Annotated in this window: 19 protein-coding genes and 1 other annotated feature; of the genes, 11 read left to right on the forward strand and 8 right to left on the reverse strand. The window is 36.5% G+C overall.

Annotated elements, in window-relative coordinates:
- Nucleotides 1–18: 18 nt before the first annotated feature.
- On the forward strand, nucleotides 19–756 hold the full coding sequence (locus MHB55_RS02340; protein WP_154311640.1) for a class I SAM-dependent methyltransferase: 738 nt from the start codon (nucleotides 19–21) through the stop codon (nucleotides 754–756).
- On the opposite strand, the gene MHB55_RS02345 is transcribed toward MHB55_RS02340, so the two are convergent.
- Complete coding sequence (locus MHB55_RS02345; protein ID WP_154311638.1) at nucleotides 753–1,958, reverse strand: MFS transporter; 1,206 nt, start codon at nucleotides 1,956–1,958, stop codon at nucleotides 753–755. The genes MHB55_RS02340 and MHB55_RS02345 overlap by 4 nt on opposite strands.
- 63 nt (nucleotides 1,959–2,021) lie before the next feature.
- Nucleotides 2,022–2,281 (reverse strand) — a binding site (T-box leader).
- Nucleotides 2,282–2,384: 103 nt separating this feature from the next.
- Here MHB55_RS02345 and MHB55_RS02350 point away from each other — a divergent pair.
- The 4 genes from MHB55_RS02350 (at nucleotide 2,385) to MHB55_RS02365 (ending at nucleotide 8,177) form a co-directional block, all read left to right on the forward strand.
- Nucleotides 2,385–3,635, forward strand: a complete 1,251-nt coding sequence (locus MHB55_RS02350; protein WP_229653957.1) for an erythromycin esterase family protein — start codon at nucleotides 2,385–2,387, stop codon at nucleotides 3,633–3,635.
- A gap of 165 nt (nucleotides 3,636–3,800) precedes the next feature.
- Nucleotides 3,801–5,285 carry a D-alanyl-D-alanine carboxypeptidase/D-alanyl-D-alanine endopeptidase gene (dacB, locus tag MHB55_RS02355; protein ID WP_229653956.1) on the forward strand — a complete coding sequence of 495 codons (1,485 nt, stop codon included), beginning with the start codon at nucleotides 3,801–3,803 and terminating at the stop codon, nucleotides 5,283–5,285.
- A 119-nt stretch (nucleotides 5,286–5,404) separates the two neighbouring features.
- On the forward strand, nucleotides 5,405–5,980 hold the full coding sequence (locus tag MHB55_RS02360) for a TetR/AcrR family transcriptional regulator (RefSeq protein WP_186318226.1): 576 nt from the start codon (nucleotides 5,405–5,407) through the stop codon (nucleotides 5,978–5,980).
- A 100-nt stretch (nucleotides 5,981–6,080) separates the two neighbouring features.
- On the forward strand, nucleotides 6,081–8,177 hold the full coding sequence (locus MHB55_RS02365; protein ID WP_154311636.1) for an MMPL family transporter: 2,097 nt from the start codon (nucleotides 6,081–6,083) through the stop codon (nucleotides 8,175–8,177).
- 92 nt (nucleotides 8,178–8,269) lie between these two features.
- Here MHB55_RS02365 and MHB55_RS02370 read toward each other — a convergent pair whose 3' ends face one another.
- The 5 genes from MHB55_RS02370 to MHB55_RS02390 form a co-directional block, all read right to left on the reverse strand.
- Nucleotides 8,270–9,004, reverse strand: coding sequence for a polysaccharide deacetylase family protein (locus MHB55_RS02370; protein WP_144540009.1), 735 nt, complete (start codon nucleotides 9,002–9,004; stop codon nucleotides 8,270–8,272).
- Nucleotides 9,005–9,236: 232 nt separating this feature from the next.
- A complete protein-coding gene (locus MHB55_RS02375) occupies nucleotides 9,237–9,806 on the reverse strand; it encodes a manganese catalase family protein (RefSeq protein WP_144540007.1) in 570 nt (189 codons plus the stop codon).
- 15 nt (nucleotides 9,807–9,821) lie between these two features.
- On the reverse strand, nucleotides 9,822–10,088 hold the full coding sequence (locus MHB55_RS02380) for a spore coat protein CotJB (protein WP_144540005.1): 267 nt from the start codon (nucleotides 10,086–10,088) through the stop codon (nucleotides 9,822–9,824).
- A complete protein-coding gene (locus tag MHB55_RS02385) occupies nucleotides 10,085–10,303 on the reverse strand; it encodes a spore coat associated protein CotJA (RefSeq protein WP_144540003.1) in 219 nt (72 codons plus the stop codon). Before MHB55_RS02385 ends, MHB55_RS02380 begins: the two co-directional genes overlap by 4 nt.
- A gap of 120 nt (nucleotides 10,304–10,423) precedes the next feature.
- Entirely contained in the window at nucleotides 10,424–11,329 is a 906-nt protein-coding gene (locus MHB55_RS02390) for an AEC family transporter (RefSeq protein WP_340862477.1), read from the reverse strand.
- 378 nt (nucleotides 11,330–11,707) lie between these two features.
- Between MHB55_RS02390 and MHB55_RS02395 the strand changes: the two genes are divergently transcribed.
- Together MHB55_RS02395 and MHB55_RS02400 are read left to right on the forward strand one after the other, a co-directional pair.
- A complete protein-coding gene (locus tag MHB55_RS02395) occupies nucleotides 11,708–12,127 on the forward strand; it encodes a MarR family winged helix-turn-helix transcriptional regulator (RefSeq protein WP_340862478.1) in 420 nt (139 codons plus the stop codon).
- On the forward strand, nucleotides 12,115–12,462 hold the full coding sequence (locus MHB55_RS02400; protein WP_144539999.1) for a DUF3147 family protein: 348 nt from the start codon (nucleotides 12,115–12,117) through the stop codon (nucleotides 12,460–12,462). Before MHB55_RS02395 ends, MHB55_RS02400 begins: the two co-directional genes overlap by 13 nt.
- Before the next feature lie 23 nt (nucleotides 12,463–12,485).
- On the opposite strand, the gene MHB55_RS02405 is transcribed toward MHB55_RS02400, so the two are convergent.
- Nucleotides 12,486–13,178 (reverse strand): Crp/Fnr family transcriptional regulator, encoded by a 693-nt coding sequence (locus MHB55_RS02405; protein WP_340862479.1) that lies wholly within the window; start codon nucleotides 13,176–13,178, stop codon nucleotides 12,486–12,488.
- Nucleotides 13,179–13,260: 82 nt separating this feature from the next.
- On the opposite strand from MHB55_RS02405, the gene MHB55_RS02410 reads away from it, so the two are divergent.
- The 4 genes from MHB55_RS02410 to MHB55_RS02425 all read left to right on the forward strand — a co-directional run bounded on the left by MHB55_RS02410 (nucleotide 13,261) and on the right by MHB55_RS02425 (nucleotide 15,254).
- Nucleotides 13,261–14,010 (forward strand): HAD family hydrolase, encoded by a 750-nt coding sequence (locus MHB55_RS02410; protein ID WP_340862480.1) that lies wholly within the window; start codon nucleotides 13,261–13,263, stop codon nucleotides 14,008–14,010.
- Between the two features lie 144 nt (nucleotides 14,011–14,154).
- Nucleotides 14,155–14,355, forward strand: a complete 201-nt coding sequence (locus tag MHB55_RS02415; RefSeq protein WP_144539995.1) for a helix-turn-helix transcriptional regulator — start codon at nucleotides 14,155–14,157, stop codon at nucleotides 14,353–14,355.
- On the forward strand, nucleotides 14,355–15,053 hold the full coding sequence (locus tag MHB55_RS02420; protein ID WP_340862481.1) for a DUF3169 family protein: 699 nt from the start codon (nucleotides 14,355–14,357) through the stop codon (nucleotides 15,051–15,053). Before MHB55_RS02415 ends, MHB55_RS02420 begins: the two co-directional genes overlap by 1 nt.
- Before the next feature lie 21 nt (nucleotides 15,054–15,074).
- Nucleotides 15,075–15,254, forward strand: a complete 180-nt coding sequence (locus MHB55_RS02425; RefSeq protein ID WP_144539991.1) for a DUF6019 family protein — start codon at nucleotides 15,075–15,077, stop codon at nucleotides 15,252–15,254.
- 47 nt (nucleotides 15,255–15,301) lie between these two features.
- On the opposite strand, the gene MHB55_RS02430 is transcribed toward MHB55_RS02425, so the two are convergent.
- Nucleotides 15,302–15,604: a hypothetical protein gene (locus MHB55_RS02430; RefSeq protein WP_144539989.1), complete on the reverse strand. Its 303-nt coding sequence runs from the start codon at nucleotides 15,602–15,604 to the stop codon at nucleotides 15,302–15,304.
- Nucleotides 15,605–15,607: the final 3 nt, after the last annotated feature.

Here is a 15,607-nt window from a genome sequence, read left to right on the forward strand (position 1 = left end):
TATTGGGAGGTTATTGTATTGTCACATAAAGGGTCCGATGTTTATAATCAGCCAGATTTTTTTTCGAATTATTTAAATAGAAGAGGTCGACCGGATAGTCCAAATAATGCAATTGAAGGACCAATTATGTTTGAGCTAGTAGGTAATTTTAAGAATAAGTCCATATTAGATTTAGGCTGTGGTGATGGTTTATTTGGTAAGGAATTATTACGAGATGGGGCAGCTAAGTATACAGGTGTTGAGGGATCCAGAAAAATGGCAGATGTTGCGACAACAAATTTAAAAGACACAAACGGAGAAGTGATTTTGAATACAATGGAATCCTATTCTTACCCGGAGAACTCGTTTGACTTAGTTACTTCGAGATTTGCTATACATTATGTGTCTAATATAAATGAGTTATTCCGCTCTATACATAAGAGTCTAAAGAATAATGGAAAATTAGTGTTTAGTGTCCAACATCCTCTCACGACATCTTCCTTTTTAAGCAAGCAAACAGGAGAGAGACGTGAGAATTGGATTGTGGACAATTATTTTATAGATGGTGAAAGAGAAGAACCTTGGATTGATCATGTTGTGGTGAAATTTCACCGCACAATTGAACAATACTTTACAGCGTTACGTGAAGAAGGCTTTACTATCTTGGAATTACGCGAAGGTACACCTAAGCGTGAGCACTTCTCGAGTGAGGAAGAATTTAAGAGAAGGCAAAGGATACCTGTTGTATTAGCCTTTTCCTGCGTAAAAAATGGTTAAATGTTATCTATTATCTTTTGGTTAGAGAACTTCCATACAACAGTTAATAGATAGCATGACACGATGAGCATGAGCAAGGAGCCGCCAATAACAACAGCTTTGACAGATATCCAGCCTGCGAATATACCAAAAAGCAATACTGCAATCATTTGAACGAAGCTGGAAGCCATTTCATATAAGCTTGAGATTCTTCCCATCATATTAGAGTCTATATGAGATTGTATAAACGTCATATAACCGGTATTGGCTATTGAAAGAAAAAATGACAAGATTAGAAATCCGAGACTTGCAACAAAATAGGTAGTAGAAATACTATAAATAAAATATCCAGTTGCTACTAAAAGTGTCCCAACGCTCATTAAAGCTTTAGGTGAAAGAAATCTTACTAATAGATTCGTACATATGGCGCCTAATAGAAAGCCTACTCCTCCTATGCTTACAAGTGAGCCATAAGCAGCGTCCGTGAGGGAGAGAACCTCTTTAGCAAATGCAACTTCAGTAGAGTCTAATGCAGCAGTCAACAGCATTGTTCCTTGGAAAGTCATATAAATTAAGAAAAAGGGTAATGATTTTTTACTGAACTTCCAAACTAATAACCAATCTTCTCGCACCTCTTTTAAATCGAGGTGTTTTTTTGCTTCTATTGTAGCATTGAGTTTATTGGGCAAGAACGAAGTCCATATGCCGCAGCAAATAAAAATAATAATATTTACTAATAGAGAAAACTCAAGTGGGACAAGCATAAATAGAATCCCAGCTAGGAAGGGACCCGTCACAAAGGCACCTGAATGAACAAAGCTTAGCAAGGCATTAAATTTGTTTCGCTCCTCTTCTGGTAGCAATAAAGTCATATAAGTAAATGAGCTTGTTTCAAACATAGCACCAGCCATTTGAATAAATAAAACCATCACATAGATTGCCCATAGCGAATCGACCAAGAGCAATGACCCTACAAGAAGGGCTCGTAGTAAATCTAAAAATATCATTAAATGCTTTGTAGATACTCGGTCGATTACACTTCCAGCCCAAGGCCCTATTAACATACTAGCAAATGGTTTAATTATATATAATCCAGTAACGGCTAATACAGACCCGGTTTTCTCCAAAATAATTAAATTGAGGGCAAGTAAATAAATCCAGCCTCCAATGTTTGCAAGCCCCACTACACCTAAATAGAGTGTTCTTGTTTTTCGATTACTCATTTATATTCCTCCCGACATGATAATTATTTACAAATAAAAAAATCCCACCCCCAAGACGTTTGTCTTGGGGACGAGATTATCATGTCGTGGTGCCACCCCAGTTTGTTCCATTGTCACCAATGGAACCTTTTCAAGTACGGCATAGAATATGCTTATACTTTAGCTCTATAACAGGAGCACCCGTCACATCATACCCCGTATAGAACAGGTCCTATGTGAAGCTCAGAGGCTTGTTTCAGTAATTTCTTCTTCATCCCTTTTCAGCTACGGGGACTCTCTTTGGAAGACTTTAAATTACTTACTCTTCTCTTCGTCGCATTTAATTTACAATATCATACCATAAATTCGTTTAATTTCTACTTAGAATTTAAAATGGAATAAAATAATTTTAGATTACTCAAACTTTATGGGAGAGGAGTGCTTTTATTGAAGAATTTAAAGGAGTCTATTCAAAGGTATGCTTTACCACTATCTATGAATGAGGACTTTAACCCTCTTTTAGAGGCAATTGGGGAAGCTAAAATTGTTTTACTTGGAGAGGCGAGTCACGGGACCTCGGAATTTTATAAAGTAAGAGCAGAGATTTCCAAAAGGTTAATAAAAGAAAAAGGTTTTACGTTGATAGCAGTTGAGGGGGACTGGCCCTCCACCCAGCAGGTTAACCGATTTGTAAAAGGTTACAGTAAATATTCCAATGTTAAAGAAATGCTCCAGTCTGCATTTGAACGATGGCCAGCTTGGATGTGGGCAAATGAAGAAATTACAGAATTTACGGCATGGTTAAGGACTTATAATGACAATAAGGTTAAGGAAGACAAAGTGGGATTCTATGGAATAGATGTCTATAGTCTATGGGAATCCTTAGATGAAGTCATTCGTTATTTGAAGGAAACCGATCCAAATGGAGTGGATCTACAATTTGCTCAAAGAGCCTTTTCTTGTTTTGAACCGTTTAACCGTCATCCGGAAACGTACGCGCTATCGACGTTAGATATTTCGGAAGCTTGCATAGAAGAAGTGTCAAAGCTTATCAAGTCCATTAGGGCACATGAAGACAATTTTAAAGACGAGGAAGAAAATGACTTAAATTTAAAGATGAACGCTATGGTTGCACAAAATGCAGAGGAGTATTACCGAGCGATGGTTCGAAGTGATAACCTGTCTTGGAATGTGCGGGATGAACATATGGTAGAAGCAATCAATGAAATAATGGATTATGACGGAAAGAATGCAAAAATAATTATTTGGGAGCATAATACGCATATTGGTGATGCTTCAGCTACAGATATGAAAGATGCAGGTATGCTAAACGTTGGTCAAATTCTTCGACTTCAAAATAGAAAAGATAACGTATTTGCTGTGGGATTTGGTACTTACTCTGGAACAGTTGTTGCAGCAGATGAATGGGGTATTCCGTACAAAAAGGAAAAGGTTCCCCCAGCACGAAAGGATTCTTGGGAGGATGTACTCCATGAAGCAGGAGCAGAAGATAAGATGCTGATCTTTAATGAAGAGAATCGTTATCTGTTCAACCAATGGATCGGTCACCGAGCAATTGGAGTAGTGTATAACCCTGCATTTGAAGCATATGGAAATTATGTGCCCTCCAAAATAAGTGAACGGTATAATGCGTTTATTTATTTGGAACATACTCAAGCTTTAAGGCCTTTAGATTAGGGTGAGAAGAGTAGGAGACTTTACACCGCTTCTTTTAATATCTAGAACTTGAAAAGTTAGACTATAGGAAATTAGACCGTATTTTTTTAATATATTATATTTTAACTTATTATCTTACAATTACGTGTTAAACTAACAGAAAATAGAAAAGATGGAGGTAGAAAAGTGCTGGTTTGGAAAAAACTATTTTTCACAATAGTATCTATCATGTTACTAGTAAGCGCTGTGTTAGTGCCAACTACAGCTTCTTCATCAGTAGAGGCTGCTACATCCTATGCTAGTTTAACGAATAAATTAAATACGATAATGGCAGATACCCGCATGAAGAATGCAACAACTAGTATTACGATTAGAAAAGCATCGACTGGAGAGGTTATCTATGAGCGAAATGGGGATAAAGGCATTACTCCTGCCTCATCCTTAAAATTATTAACTGGCGCAGCCGCTTTGGATACTTTAGGTGAAAATTTTCAATTCTCTACTGCTGTATTAATGGATGGAAAGATAAATAAGGGTACCTTGCAAGGTAATCTTTACTTGAAGGGTCAAGGAGATCCAACGTTATTGAAGAGCCATTTTGACAATTTTGCCGCTGGTTTATCTAAAAAAGGTATTAAACACATTTCAGGAAATCTAGTAGGTGATGACACTTGGTATGAGAGTGTTCGGTTGTCTGCTGGTATTTTAGCAGAGGACGTGCCTTATTATTATGCAGCTCCTATTTCTGCGCTGACCTTATCTCCAAATGGAGACTTTGATGCGGGCTCTGTGATTGTAGAAGCGAAACCGACTAGCAATGGAAAAGCTACAAGAGTAACCTTAACTCCAAATACAGGCGTATTACAGGTCGTCAACAGATCCAAGACAGTACCAAAAGGAAATAAAAATACGTTAAAAATTACTCGTGAAGTGGGAACAAACAAAGTTATTGTAACAGGGAGTTCTCCTATTGGGACATCCGGATCTAAGGAATGGATTGCTGTAAAAGACCCAACGATGTATGCTTTAGATATTTTCAAGCGATCTTTAGCTGAAAAGGGGATAAGCCTAAGCAAGAGTACTAAATTAGTGAAGGGGAAAGCTCCAGCGAGCGCAAAAACTTTACTATCTAAAAAATCTCAGCCTTTAAAAGATTTAATCGTTCCATTTATGAAGTTAAGCAATAATGTGCATGCAGAGATTTTAGCTAAGGAAATGGGTAGAAAGGTTTATGGTGAAGGAAGCTGGGACGCGGGCTTACAGGTAATGCGTGACTATGCATTTTCAGTGGGGATAGACGTTTCTAAATGGAAATTCGAGGATGCCTCTGGGCTATCATACTCTAACAAAATTACATCTAGCGAGCTTTCTCATTTGTTATACGTGATTAGAAAAGAGCCTTGGTATAACACGTATTACAAGAGCCTACCTATTGCTGGATCTAAGGATCGATATGTTGGGGGAACATTACGCTACAGACTAAATACAGCCCCTGCTGCAGGAAATATCATGGCGAAAACAGGAAGTCTTAAAAACATTAAAGCACTTGCTGGCTATGCCAAAACAAAAGACGGAGAACTACTCATATTTACCGTACTAACAGAAAACAACAAAACAAGCACAATCCCTTCCATTGACCAAATTGCAACAGCCATAGCAAACCATAAATAACTAGATTACAGCAATGTTGCAGGTGCCTGGCACCTGCAACATTGCTGTAATCTTTTTGTGTATATGTTTATGCTAATAGAATTTTGTAATATACTGAAGAGAATAGTGAGGTGTTGGATGTGGCTCGTGAGCGAAAATTTACAGATGAGCATCTTTTTCAGGAAACAAAGGAACTAATTATCCATGATGGTTATGAGGCTTTTACTTTTAGTAAACTGGCTTCTAGGTTGAAGGTTTCAAGAGGAAGTATTTATAAGTATTATGAAAATAAGGATGAACTTATCTCAGAGTTTTTAATGTATGAAATGGCTAGATTTTTAAGTGACTTTGAAAAATTAAATAAAACGGCAGATTTTCCAACTCAATTTAATGAGTTAATTGATTTTATTTTTACGCAAAGTAATATTTACGGTGTGTTGGAAATCATCGGTCAAATCCCGGCACCTACAACAAAGCGAGCATTGAATAATAAATCTAAAATAAGCGAATACTATATTAGTATGTATCAGCAATTTGAAGGGTTTATTGAGCTGGGAAGAAAAGAAGGAGTTATTAAAGAGCATTTGCCTACGGCTATTTTGTTGGGGATGATCTTTCAAATTATTGCGATTCCTAATCATTTTAATATTCCAGAGAAAGAATGGATTGGTTCTATCAAGGAAATTTTAAGTAGTGGGATGTTCAAGCACGATTAATTGACAGGAAAAGGATAGAAAAGGATAATGTAAATGAAAATGTTTTTTTATTCAAAGTGACACTAGTGTCACTTAAATAAGCTAGTAGGGAGTGGAATTGTTGAAAAAGTTACTAGGAAGTGTAACAGATTTTGTGGCCACTAAAAAAGGGATGTGGACCACAATTGGAGTATGGCTAGCCATCACAGTCTTACTGACTGTATTTGCACCTAGCGCAGGAGAATATAAAGTATCAAGCGTAGCGTCTTTACCTGAGGATGCTCAATCAGTAATTGCGCAGAATCATATTGATGAGCATTTTAAGGATGCGGAAAGTCTTCCGGCTATTCTGGTGTTACAATCTAAGGACTCAGAAATCGATGTTGCTGCACTTGGGGAAGCGTTGGATAAAGTAAGTGCTGCAAATATTAATGGTGTTAAGGAAGTTGTTCCTTTTAGTAGCCTGCCACCTCAAGCTTTAGCTGGATTCTTTTCAGAGGATAAAAGGACAGCAGTTGTGCCATTAAACTTTGTAACGTCTTTAGAAACGGCTGAATTAGAAAAATCCTTAGAAGATATTAGAGACATTGTTTCTGAAGAATCTGGGACAGAGGTATATATTACTGGACCAGCAGGTATTGCTGTAGACACAACTAATTTGTTTGAAAGAGCAGATTTAGTTTTAATTTTAGCAACTGTTGGTATCATATTAATTCTTTTAATCGTTATTTATCGTTCTCCATTGTTAGCAATTATTCCATTATTGGCTGCTGGTATTGTGTATCAGGTAGTTAACCAATTGCTTGGTATTTTGGGAGCTGGTGGTTTAGACTTAGCAGTCCAATCCGTATCGATCATGTCTATTCTGCTATTTGCAGCAACCATAGACTATTCTTTATTTGTTTTCTCTCGTTACCGAGAAGAACTAAAGAATTACGATAGTAAGTTTGATTCGATGAAGTGGGCTATGAGAGAAACAGGTATTCCTGTATTCTTCGCGGGTGGAACTGTGCTTGCTGCAATGCTAGTATTGTTCTTTGCGAACTTCGGAGATTATAAAAACTTTGCTCCGATCTTTGGTACAACAATGTTTGTTATTATGTTTGCTTCTGTAACATTAATCCCTGCATTGTTCACATTATTTGGTCGTAAATCATTCTGGCCACGCATTCCTAAATACGGGGAAGGGGAAGAGAAGGTCAATAGACTATGGAGTAAAATTGGTTCATTCGTTGCGAGAAAACCAATTGTAGCTGCTCTTATTATATTAGTTATTTTAGTTGTTTCGGCTTTAAATATGTTCAATCTGAAATACGAATTTGACACGATGAAGTCATTCCCAGAAGATATGCCATCACGTATGGGTTATGAAATCATGGAAGAAGAGTTTGCTAAAGGTGATTTAGCACCAACTACTGTACTTTTTGAATCAAAGGAAGAAGTTACAGAGGAAGTTCAAGCCAGCATTCTGGAGCAACTTCAAAAACAAGATCTAGTTAGCTCTGTACGTCCAACAGGTGTATCAGAGGATGGCTTAGCAGTTCAATATCAACTAACCTTTGAGGAAAGTCCTTATTCTACTGAATCAATGGATGCTCTGGAAAAGATGGTAGAAGAGAAAGAGGATATTGTTTCATCTATAGATGCTAACGGCGAGTTATACTTTGCAGGAGAGACAGCTTCTCAAGTGGATGACCGCGCTGTAAATGATCGTGATTTAATAGTTATTGTAGTACTAGAAACTATCCTAATCTTCATCCTATTAATCGTATTAACTAAGTCTATTAAGATGCCTATTTATATGATGGGAACGATACTTTTATCATTCTTGGCTGCATTAGGTTTAGGGATGTTCTTATCTAATTTATTCTTTGACATTGATACGATTAGTAACCGTGTTCCGTTGTATTCCTTTGTATTCTTGGTCGCGCTTGGTATAGATTATAATATTATTTTAATCTCTCGTTTCTTAGAGGAAAGACAGAAGCATTCTGTGAAGGAAGCTGTTCAAATAGCTGTGTCGCACACAGGTGGAGTAATTTCCTCGGCTGGTATTTTATTGGCAGCTACATTTGCTGTGTTAATGACTCAGCCAATACAATTATTATTCGTCTTTGGATTCATAGTAGCGGTAGGTATTATACTCGATACTTTCTTGATTCGCGGTATTTTACTACCAGCATTAATTGTTTTGTTTGAAAAGGATAAAAATAAATAAACTAAGAAAAAAGCTTGAATCATTAGTTATTTAATGATTCAAGCATTTTATTTTTGGAGTAGAAAAGGTAATTGTACTCATACTAGGTTTTATTAGGGGCTAGCAGGCATAGTGTAAATTTCAATAAGTTCAGAAACTGTGACAAATTTATAACCCTGTTGTTGAAGCTCTGGTAGTATTTCCTCCAACGCTTGGATGGTTTGTGAGCGGTCTCCTCCTGAATCATGAAACAAAACGATATTCCCTGGCTGAACTCCAGACAATACTTTTTTCACTATCTTTTTGACACCTGGGGTTTTCCAATCCTCCGTATCTTGATGCCAGGACCACATGATCACCTTATAACCTTCATTTATCGCTGTATTAATAATTTTATCGTTATACTGTCCACCTACCGGTCGATAAAAGATTGGGTAAGTACCAGTAATGTCGTGAATAATATCATTCGTTTTTTTTAATTCTTCCTTTAACTTTGCAGGGGAAATGCTTAATGGGTGGGTATACGTATGGTTGGCAATCTCATGGTTTTCTTCCCCAATTCTAGATACAACTTCCGGATATTTTTCAGCTCTTTCTCCAATTACAAAAAAGGTAGCTTTGGCATCGTATTTTTTCAGTAAATCTAAAACCTGCGGAGTGTATGTAGGATGTGGCCCATCATCAAAGGTCAAAGCAATGACTTTTTCATCTGTTTTAATCTCCCAAAGGACATAACCCTTTTCTTCGTAATATGGTCGTCCCTTATCCTTGGCAGAAGTAGCGAAACCAATACCAATACCAAAGAACACAAGGAATACTACTCCAACTTTAATGACTAATGATTTCATCTCGCTATATTCCTCCTTGCCATTTTAATTGGGCGGAAGTAATACATTATCCTTCAAGTTATTGTTGCCTAAGCCAAACTGAATATACAAACCAAGCTCTCCCAAAAAAATACAGAAGTATGATCAGATGCAGGAATGTTACAGGTGCCTGGCACCTGTAACATTCCTAAAACTATAATTAGCAAAAATAAAAGGCTTAGAAACTAGAAAACTAGTCGCCAAGCACTTTAAATTAAAATATCTTTTTCCGGTCTCGCTCTTCTTTAAGTATCTCCACAGATTCTCTAAATCGTAAGGAATGAATGTTTTCTCTTTCTCTTAAGAATCGAAGAGCATCATTAATACCAGGGTCATCTGAGATATCAATCAGCCATTGATAAGTTGCACGGGCTTTTTCCTCCGCTGCTATATCCTCATATAAGTCAGCAATTGGGTCTCCCTTAGATTGAATATACGTAGCAGTAAAGGGAACACCACCAGCATTTTCATAGAATAAAGAATGTCCATGATTCACAAAATGAGCTCCTAAGCCTGCTTTTTCTAATTGTTCAGGAGTAGCATCCTTTGTCAGCTTGTAAATCATCGTTGCAAGCATTTCTAGATGAGAAAACTCTTCCGTAGAAATATCTGTTAGAACACCTATTACCTTATCAGGAACAGTATATCGTTGATTCATATATCTTAATGCAGCAGCCAGCTCTCCATCAGCACCGCCATATTGCTCCATAAGATACCTAGCAAGCATCGGATTGCATGTGGTTACCTCAACAGGATAAAGCAGCTTTTTCTCATAAACCCACATTATTTATCCCCTTTCTTAAATTTGCCATGGCCATGGAGTAGAGTTCCATCGCCAGCCAACCTCTAATGCCTGCTTGGAGGGAATAGTATTTAATGAAATTGGTCCATATTGTGCTTCATATTTCTTTCTGACAGCAGCTGCATTTTTTATAGCTTCTCTCCATTGTTCTAGAGCATCCATATCATCCGGATGTGTATCTGTGTAAAGTGTTAGTTCCACAACAACAAAGTCCATTTGTTGAACCTGTTTCAATAAATTCCATTGGTGATCGCTGGACGTCAAGAAATTCCCTCCTCCCTATAAAATCCATCAACAAATTGTGGCCATAAAGAACCTTGCTTTAAAGCTTCTGCTGGTGTATTTTGCGGCAGTCCTGGTGGTTGAAAATTAGTAAATAGCTGTGGAGGAAGTACAAATTTCTTAACTAAAATAGGAGGGCAAGGGTCCCGTGGAGAAACGTATGGCTTATAACTACCTCGAAATTGCCAATTTTCCATCTGTTATCACTCCTTCAAATTAACCTATGAAAAACAAATCCTATTCATACTTGAAGGACTAGCAATAATTTATAGAGTTCTATTATTACAGGTGCCTGGCACCTGTAATAATAGAAGGAATCATATTCCTAGGAAAAATAGTGTTAATGGGATAGTGATAATGCTTAGAATGGTAGTGATAAAGGTCATAAACGAAACGAGATCCGGTTCGGTGCCAAACTGTAGGGCGAGGAGAGTTGTGTTGGCAGCAGTTGGCATAGCTGATTGGATAATAAATACGGTTTTATATAAATCATCTAAAGGCATAAATGAAACAATTACTGCTGCAACTAAAGGTGATACTGCCATACGTATAATGGTCGCTGTTGATACCAAACGATACGCTACCTTCTTTTTAGAAATAACGGCAAGCTGCATACCTAATACAAGCATAACTGTAGGGATAGAAGCGTCCGCGGCAAGGCCAACTCCCTCCATTACTGCTTGAGGAACTGTTATATCTACTAACTGGAGTAAGATACCGAGTGCTGAAGCATAAGCCAAAGGCATTCTTAACACTTTATAAATAGCCTGTTTCCATGTAGCTTTTTCCTCTCCACCTAATGATGCAAAGAATATTCCGATCGTATTAATGATTAACCCGTGGAAAACCATAATTACGACAGCATAATCAAACCCAACTGCTCCTAAAGCGAATAGAACTACAGGAGCCCCATAATTACCGCTATTCGGAAAAACGCTTCCTAAAATCAATGCGGACAACTCTGAACGCGTAGTTTGCATAAAAAGAGAAGACAACCAAGCGATTAATAACAGAGAAAATGTTAGTCCAAGACAAGCGATAAGAATATATACATAATCTATGGATAGCTCGTGTGTATAAAATGTTCGGAAGGCTAAAAAAGGAGACATCAAATAAAGAGCGGCAGAGGAAATAGATTTAATATCAAATCCTATCAACCGTTGTCCTATAAAACCAATAAAAAATATAATAAAGACCGGCAAAATTATTAAAAGCAAATTCATTCTATTATCACCCCAAATATTATTACTATTGTTACAGGTGCCTGGCACCTGTAACAATAGTAATAAAAAAAATATAAATAAGTTCGATATCCGTAATATATAAAACTATATCATTTGTTGAATCTTTTTTCTGAAATAATTAAATGATGAGGAGTCAGGTTTTCTTTAGCTAAGCTTTTAGAAATCGAAAAGTTTATCATTTTACAAGTGTTTCTAAGCTCAGTCTCTTGCAATCGAGTTGAAATAGAAAAGCTATAGTCATGAGAGCTGCTTCCTGAAATTTCCCGTTCGCTTGTCAGGTAAGATATAGGAACTTGTTCTTTTGTTATTCTTATGTTAAATTTATATCGTAATATACGATATAAAAGGAGGCAAAAAATGAGCATTCAAGTCAATCAATTGAATCAGTATTGGACAGACATTTATTTTTATTTACATTATCCACATGTGGATAAAATAACTCATCAAGCAGTACGAATACTTCAGCTTATAGATAAACAACCGAATACCGGGATAAATGAAGTGGCAATGGTTTTACAAATATCGCATAATACTGCCTCAGAACATGTGAAAAGACTAATAGACAAAAAATACATAATAAAAGAGACGAGTGGAGAGGACCGTAGAAGGGTCATATTACGCTTAACCGAGCTAGGGTCAAATGTTTTATATCGAAATACAAGCCTGGATGATGAAAAATTAATGAAAATAGTAGAACAGCTTTCTAAGGAAGAACAAATAATAATTGAGAAAGCATTCAAGACCTTAAGTGAGGTAGCTAAAAAATGTACGTTATAATGAAAGTCGTTATTTCTGCCATTATAATAGCTATTGTAACGGAGATTTCGAGGAGATTTCCTACATATGGAGGAATTATTGCAGCTTTGCCTTTAGTAAGCTTACTAAGTATTATCTGGTTGTATGTTCAAGGAGAACAATCCCCCGCCTTGAGTAAGTTTGCTTTGGGTGTATTATGGGGTTTCCCAGCTACCGCAGTAATGTTACTTATTGTATATTTGGCCTTACAAAATTCTCTTCATCTATTTATATCCATTTTGTTAGGGATAGCAGGGTGGTTGTTCTTTTTATACATACAAGACATTGTGGTTACTTACATAAAACATATAGTCTAAAGGGGGGGACGTTGACTATCCCCTCATTCATATTTAACACCATTAGAAAGCTCTTCTAAAAATCCCCAATCCAACACAATTAATATTTTCTTCTCTTTTTTAATTATTTTCTTCTTTAAAAATGAAAGGATAATTCGATTTAAGTGTCGATGAGTTGTTCCGATGAGAGAGGCAATTTCCTCTGTTTGGTTTGTCGTTATTTCTTTGCCAAAGTAGTTGTGGATATCTCGAGTAGTTAATAAGTAGCTTGCAAATCTGGCTTCCACTGTGGCCAACAAGTTTACGCGAGATGCTGTAGTGCAGGTTTGCAATTTATAGGATAAATGCTTAGATAGCTCCCCTAAAAATAAAGAATCCTTCATTAAATATAATTCTACTGATAACTTGTCTAAAAATAATAAAGAGGTTTCTTCTACTGCCTCTACCTGTGACTGTATTTCTATCTTTTGCAAGAGCTCTATGTCACCAAAAATTGCATGAGGATGACAAAAGCGTAATAACAGCGATTTTCCTGTTTCTATACTAGAGGTTACCTTTGTCCTCCCGGTTACCTGAAAATATAATCCATCCAATTCATTTCCTTCTTTAAGTATAGCTTCACCTGGATTATAGTGACGTAGCTGAAAAGAGAGATTTTGGGGAGAGGTAATTTTCTCCTGAATATTAAATTGAGATAGATACTGGTTAATGATTGTTGGGGTTTGAATAATCTTCATCTTTTTCTCCTTTTTGGACATATGTCCTTTTTTTATTATATAGCAAATTGTTATGATTATTTTATAAGAGGAGGGATATAGGATGAAGTTTGTTTTTGATTTGGATGGAACAATTTGTTTTCAAGGGAAGCCCTTAACTCATGCGATGGTGAAAGCATTAGAAGATTTAGGGGCTATGGGGCATGAAGTAATTCTAGCCTCTGCAAGACCGATTCGTGATCTATTGCCTATTCTCCCTAAACACTTTCATCAGCTACCGATGATTGGAGGTAACGGAGCATTTGTAGCGAATGAGGGACGAATTATATCAAGCACTCATTTTGATAAGCAAACCTCTGAAAAAATTATACAGCTTCTAGGAAAATATAAAGCAGAGTTCCTAGTAGATAGCGAATGGGACTACGCTTACACAGGTGACGAAAACCATCCTATAAAAAGGAATTTGGATCCAAAGCAACAAGCTAAAAAATTGGAATTACATAAGTTAAACGAAATAGTAAAAGTAGTCATAATACATAGCAATGATCAAGAAAGCCTACTAAAGGAACTCCAAGAACTCCCAGTTGTGATTTATAACCATGGACTCGAAAAGATTTTAGATATAAGTCCACTGGGTGTTGATAAATGGAATGGATTACAAAAGCTTGGAGTACAGAGCAAGCAGTTTATAGCATTTGGAAACGACGCAAACGATGTATCTATGTTTCTTCAAGCACAAAGCTCAGTCTGTATAGGAGACTATGCAGAGCTTATTTCAATTGCTAGTTCTCATGTGGCAAACGAGGAAGAGCTAGTTATAAATAAGCTTAAAGATATTGCAAGAGATTTATAAGTGTCTTTAAGAATAAAGGAGGTGCATGCTTTTAGTGCTACCTCCTTTTAAAATTAAATATTATAAATTATCATAGTCATTATGACAATTATAGTTGTCAAAATGACTATGATTATGTATATTAAAAAGGAGGAGGCGATTATTGTGAAAAGTCGCTTAAAAGAATTGCGAGCGAGAGAGGGGCTCAATCAAACCGAGCTAGCCAAATTAGCTAAAATTTCTAGACAAACGATTAGCTTGATTGAACGTGAAGAATATATGCCATCCATTTTAATTGCTGTTAGAATAGCAAGAATTTTTAATGAGTCTGTAGAAAACGTCTTTTTGATAGGGGAGGATGAATGATGAAAAAGGTATTTACAACTATTATTAGCTTACTGCTTGGAGGATTAGCTGGCTTTACTATCACACTTGCTATAATGATGGATAAAAATAAAATAGATGAAGCATTGGCACAGCCAGTAAATATATTATTATATATTGTTTTAGCCATTCTCTTGATTTTGTTAGTGACTAGTCTGCTATTAATCAAAAAGTTGAAAAAGGTTAATGCTCAAAAGTTTGTTGGAGAGCAAGAGGATTTGATGGAAGAATTTAAGTACAAAAAATTTGCTGATTTGAATATAACAGCTAATACATCTTTGATTCTATCAATCTTAGCTGTAGCGATATCTATTCTTATGTCGAATAATTCAATCCTTCAAATTGGGTTTATTCTCTTGTTTATTGCTAGCAGTGTCATTTCCATTTTTGGTATAAATCTCGTAAGAAATATTTACCCAGAAAGAAACCTTCCGAGTGTTACTTCAAAGGATTATGAAAAAAAGTTTATGGAATCTATGGATGATGGAGAGAAATATGTCACATTACAAGGTCTCTACAGGGCTCATCAGCTATTTAACCTTTTCATGCTCATAAGTATTATTTTGGCTGTAGCATTTTCTTTCTTTAGTGAGCAATCTCAAATGTTTTCTATTGCATTGATGTGCTTAGTCATGTTGGTTGTTAATACAAGCTATCTAGTTGTTGTACGAAACAAATAAATGGAGAGTAAGGTGAATTAAATGACTACAGGGCAATTACTGCTTTGGATATTGGGTGTTTCTATCCTGCTATATTTTGTTATCAAGTGGGGTGTAAAAAATGGCATCAATGAGTCTTTGTTAATTTCTGAAGAAGCTAGAAGGAAGAACCAGCAGGAGAGGGAAGTGCAAGCCCAAAGCTACTGGAATGATTTGAAATAATAAAAAGCTGATACTTGTCTATTAAAAGACTAGTATCAGCTCATTGGTTATCCAGCGTGTGACCAAGTTGTAGGAACACCGGATTTAGGGCAGTTTGGGAAAATTGCTCCAGCCTCCAGAAATGCTTCATCTCCATCTTCGTCTACATATCGACCAGATTCTAAAACTTCCTGACCAGAAGCGTGAGAATGACTATTAGCGCGCTTCCAATAAGTAACTACTTCTGTATCAGGACATGATGGAAACTTCGAACCTTCTTCTAATGTTCTAGTTACACCAGATTCACAAATATAATCTCCAGTTTCCTCTACAATATCATCTGTTGTATATTCATAAGCTTGTTTACTCATCAT

Source organism: Psychrobacillus sp. FSL K6-1267, from assembly GCF_038003265.1.
Lineage (GTDB): Bacteria > Bacillota > Bacilli > Bacillales_A > Planococcaceae > Psychrobacillus > Psychrobacillus faecigallinarum.

Coding starts and splice junctions, on each gene's coding strand:
- MHB55_RS02345 (WP_154311638.1), bottom strand. CDS start 1,958: ATGAGTAATCGAAAAACAAGAACACTCTATTTAGGTGTAGTGGGGCTT.
- MHB55_RS02370 (WP_144540009.1), bottom strand. CDS start 9,004: ATGAAATCATTAGTCATTAAAGTTGGAGTAGTATTCCTTGTGTTCTTT.
- MHB55_RS02375 (WP_144540007.1), bottom strand. CDS start 9,806: ATGTGGGTTTATGAGAAAAAGCTGCTTTATCCTGTTGAGGTAACCACA.
- MHB55_RS02385 (WP_144540003.1), bottom strand. CDS start 10,303: ATGGAAAATTGGCAATTTCGAGGTAGTTATAAGCCATACGTTTCTCCA.
- MHB55_RS02390 (WP_340862477.1), bottom strand. CDS start 11,329: ATGAATTTGCTTTTAATAATTTTGCCGGTCTTTATTATATTTTTTATT.
- MHB55_RS02395 (WP_340862478.1), top strand. CDS start 11,708: ATGAGCATTCAAGTCAATCAATTGAATCAGTATTGGACAGACATTTAT.
- MHB55_RS02400 (WP_144539999.1), top strand. CDS start 12,115: ATGTACGTTATAATGAAAGTCGTTATTTCTGCCATTATAATAGCTATT.
- MHB55_RS02405 (WP_340862479.1), bottom strand. CDS start 13,178: ATGAAGATTATTCAAACCCCAACAATCATTAACCAGTATCTATCTCAA.
- MHB55_RS02410 (WP_340862480.1), top strand. CDS start 13,261: ATGAAGTTTGTTTTTGATTTGGATGGAACAATTTGTTTTCAAGGGAAG.
- MHB55_RS02420 (WP_340862481.1), top strand. CDS start 14,355: ATGAAAAAGGTATTTACAACTATTATTAGCTTACTGCTTGGAGGATTA.
- MHB55_RS02425 (WP_144539991.1), top strand. CDS start 15,075: ATGACTACAGGGCAATTACTGCTTTGGATATTGGGTGTTTCTATCCTG.
- MHB55_RS02430 (WP_144539989.1), bottom strand. CDS start 15,604: ATGAGTAAACAAGCTTATGAATATACAACAGATGATATTGTAGAGGAA.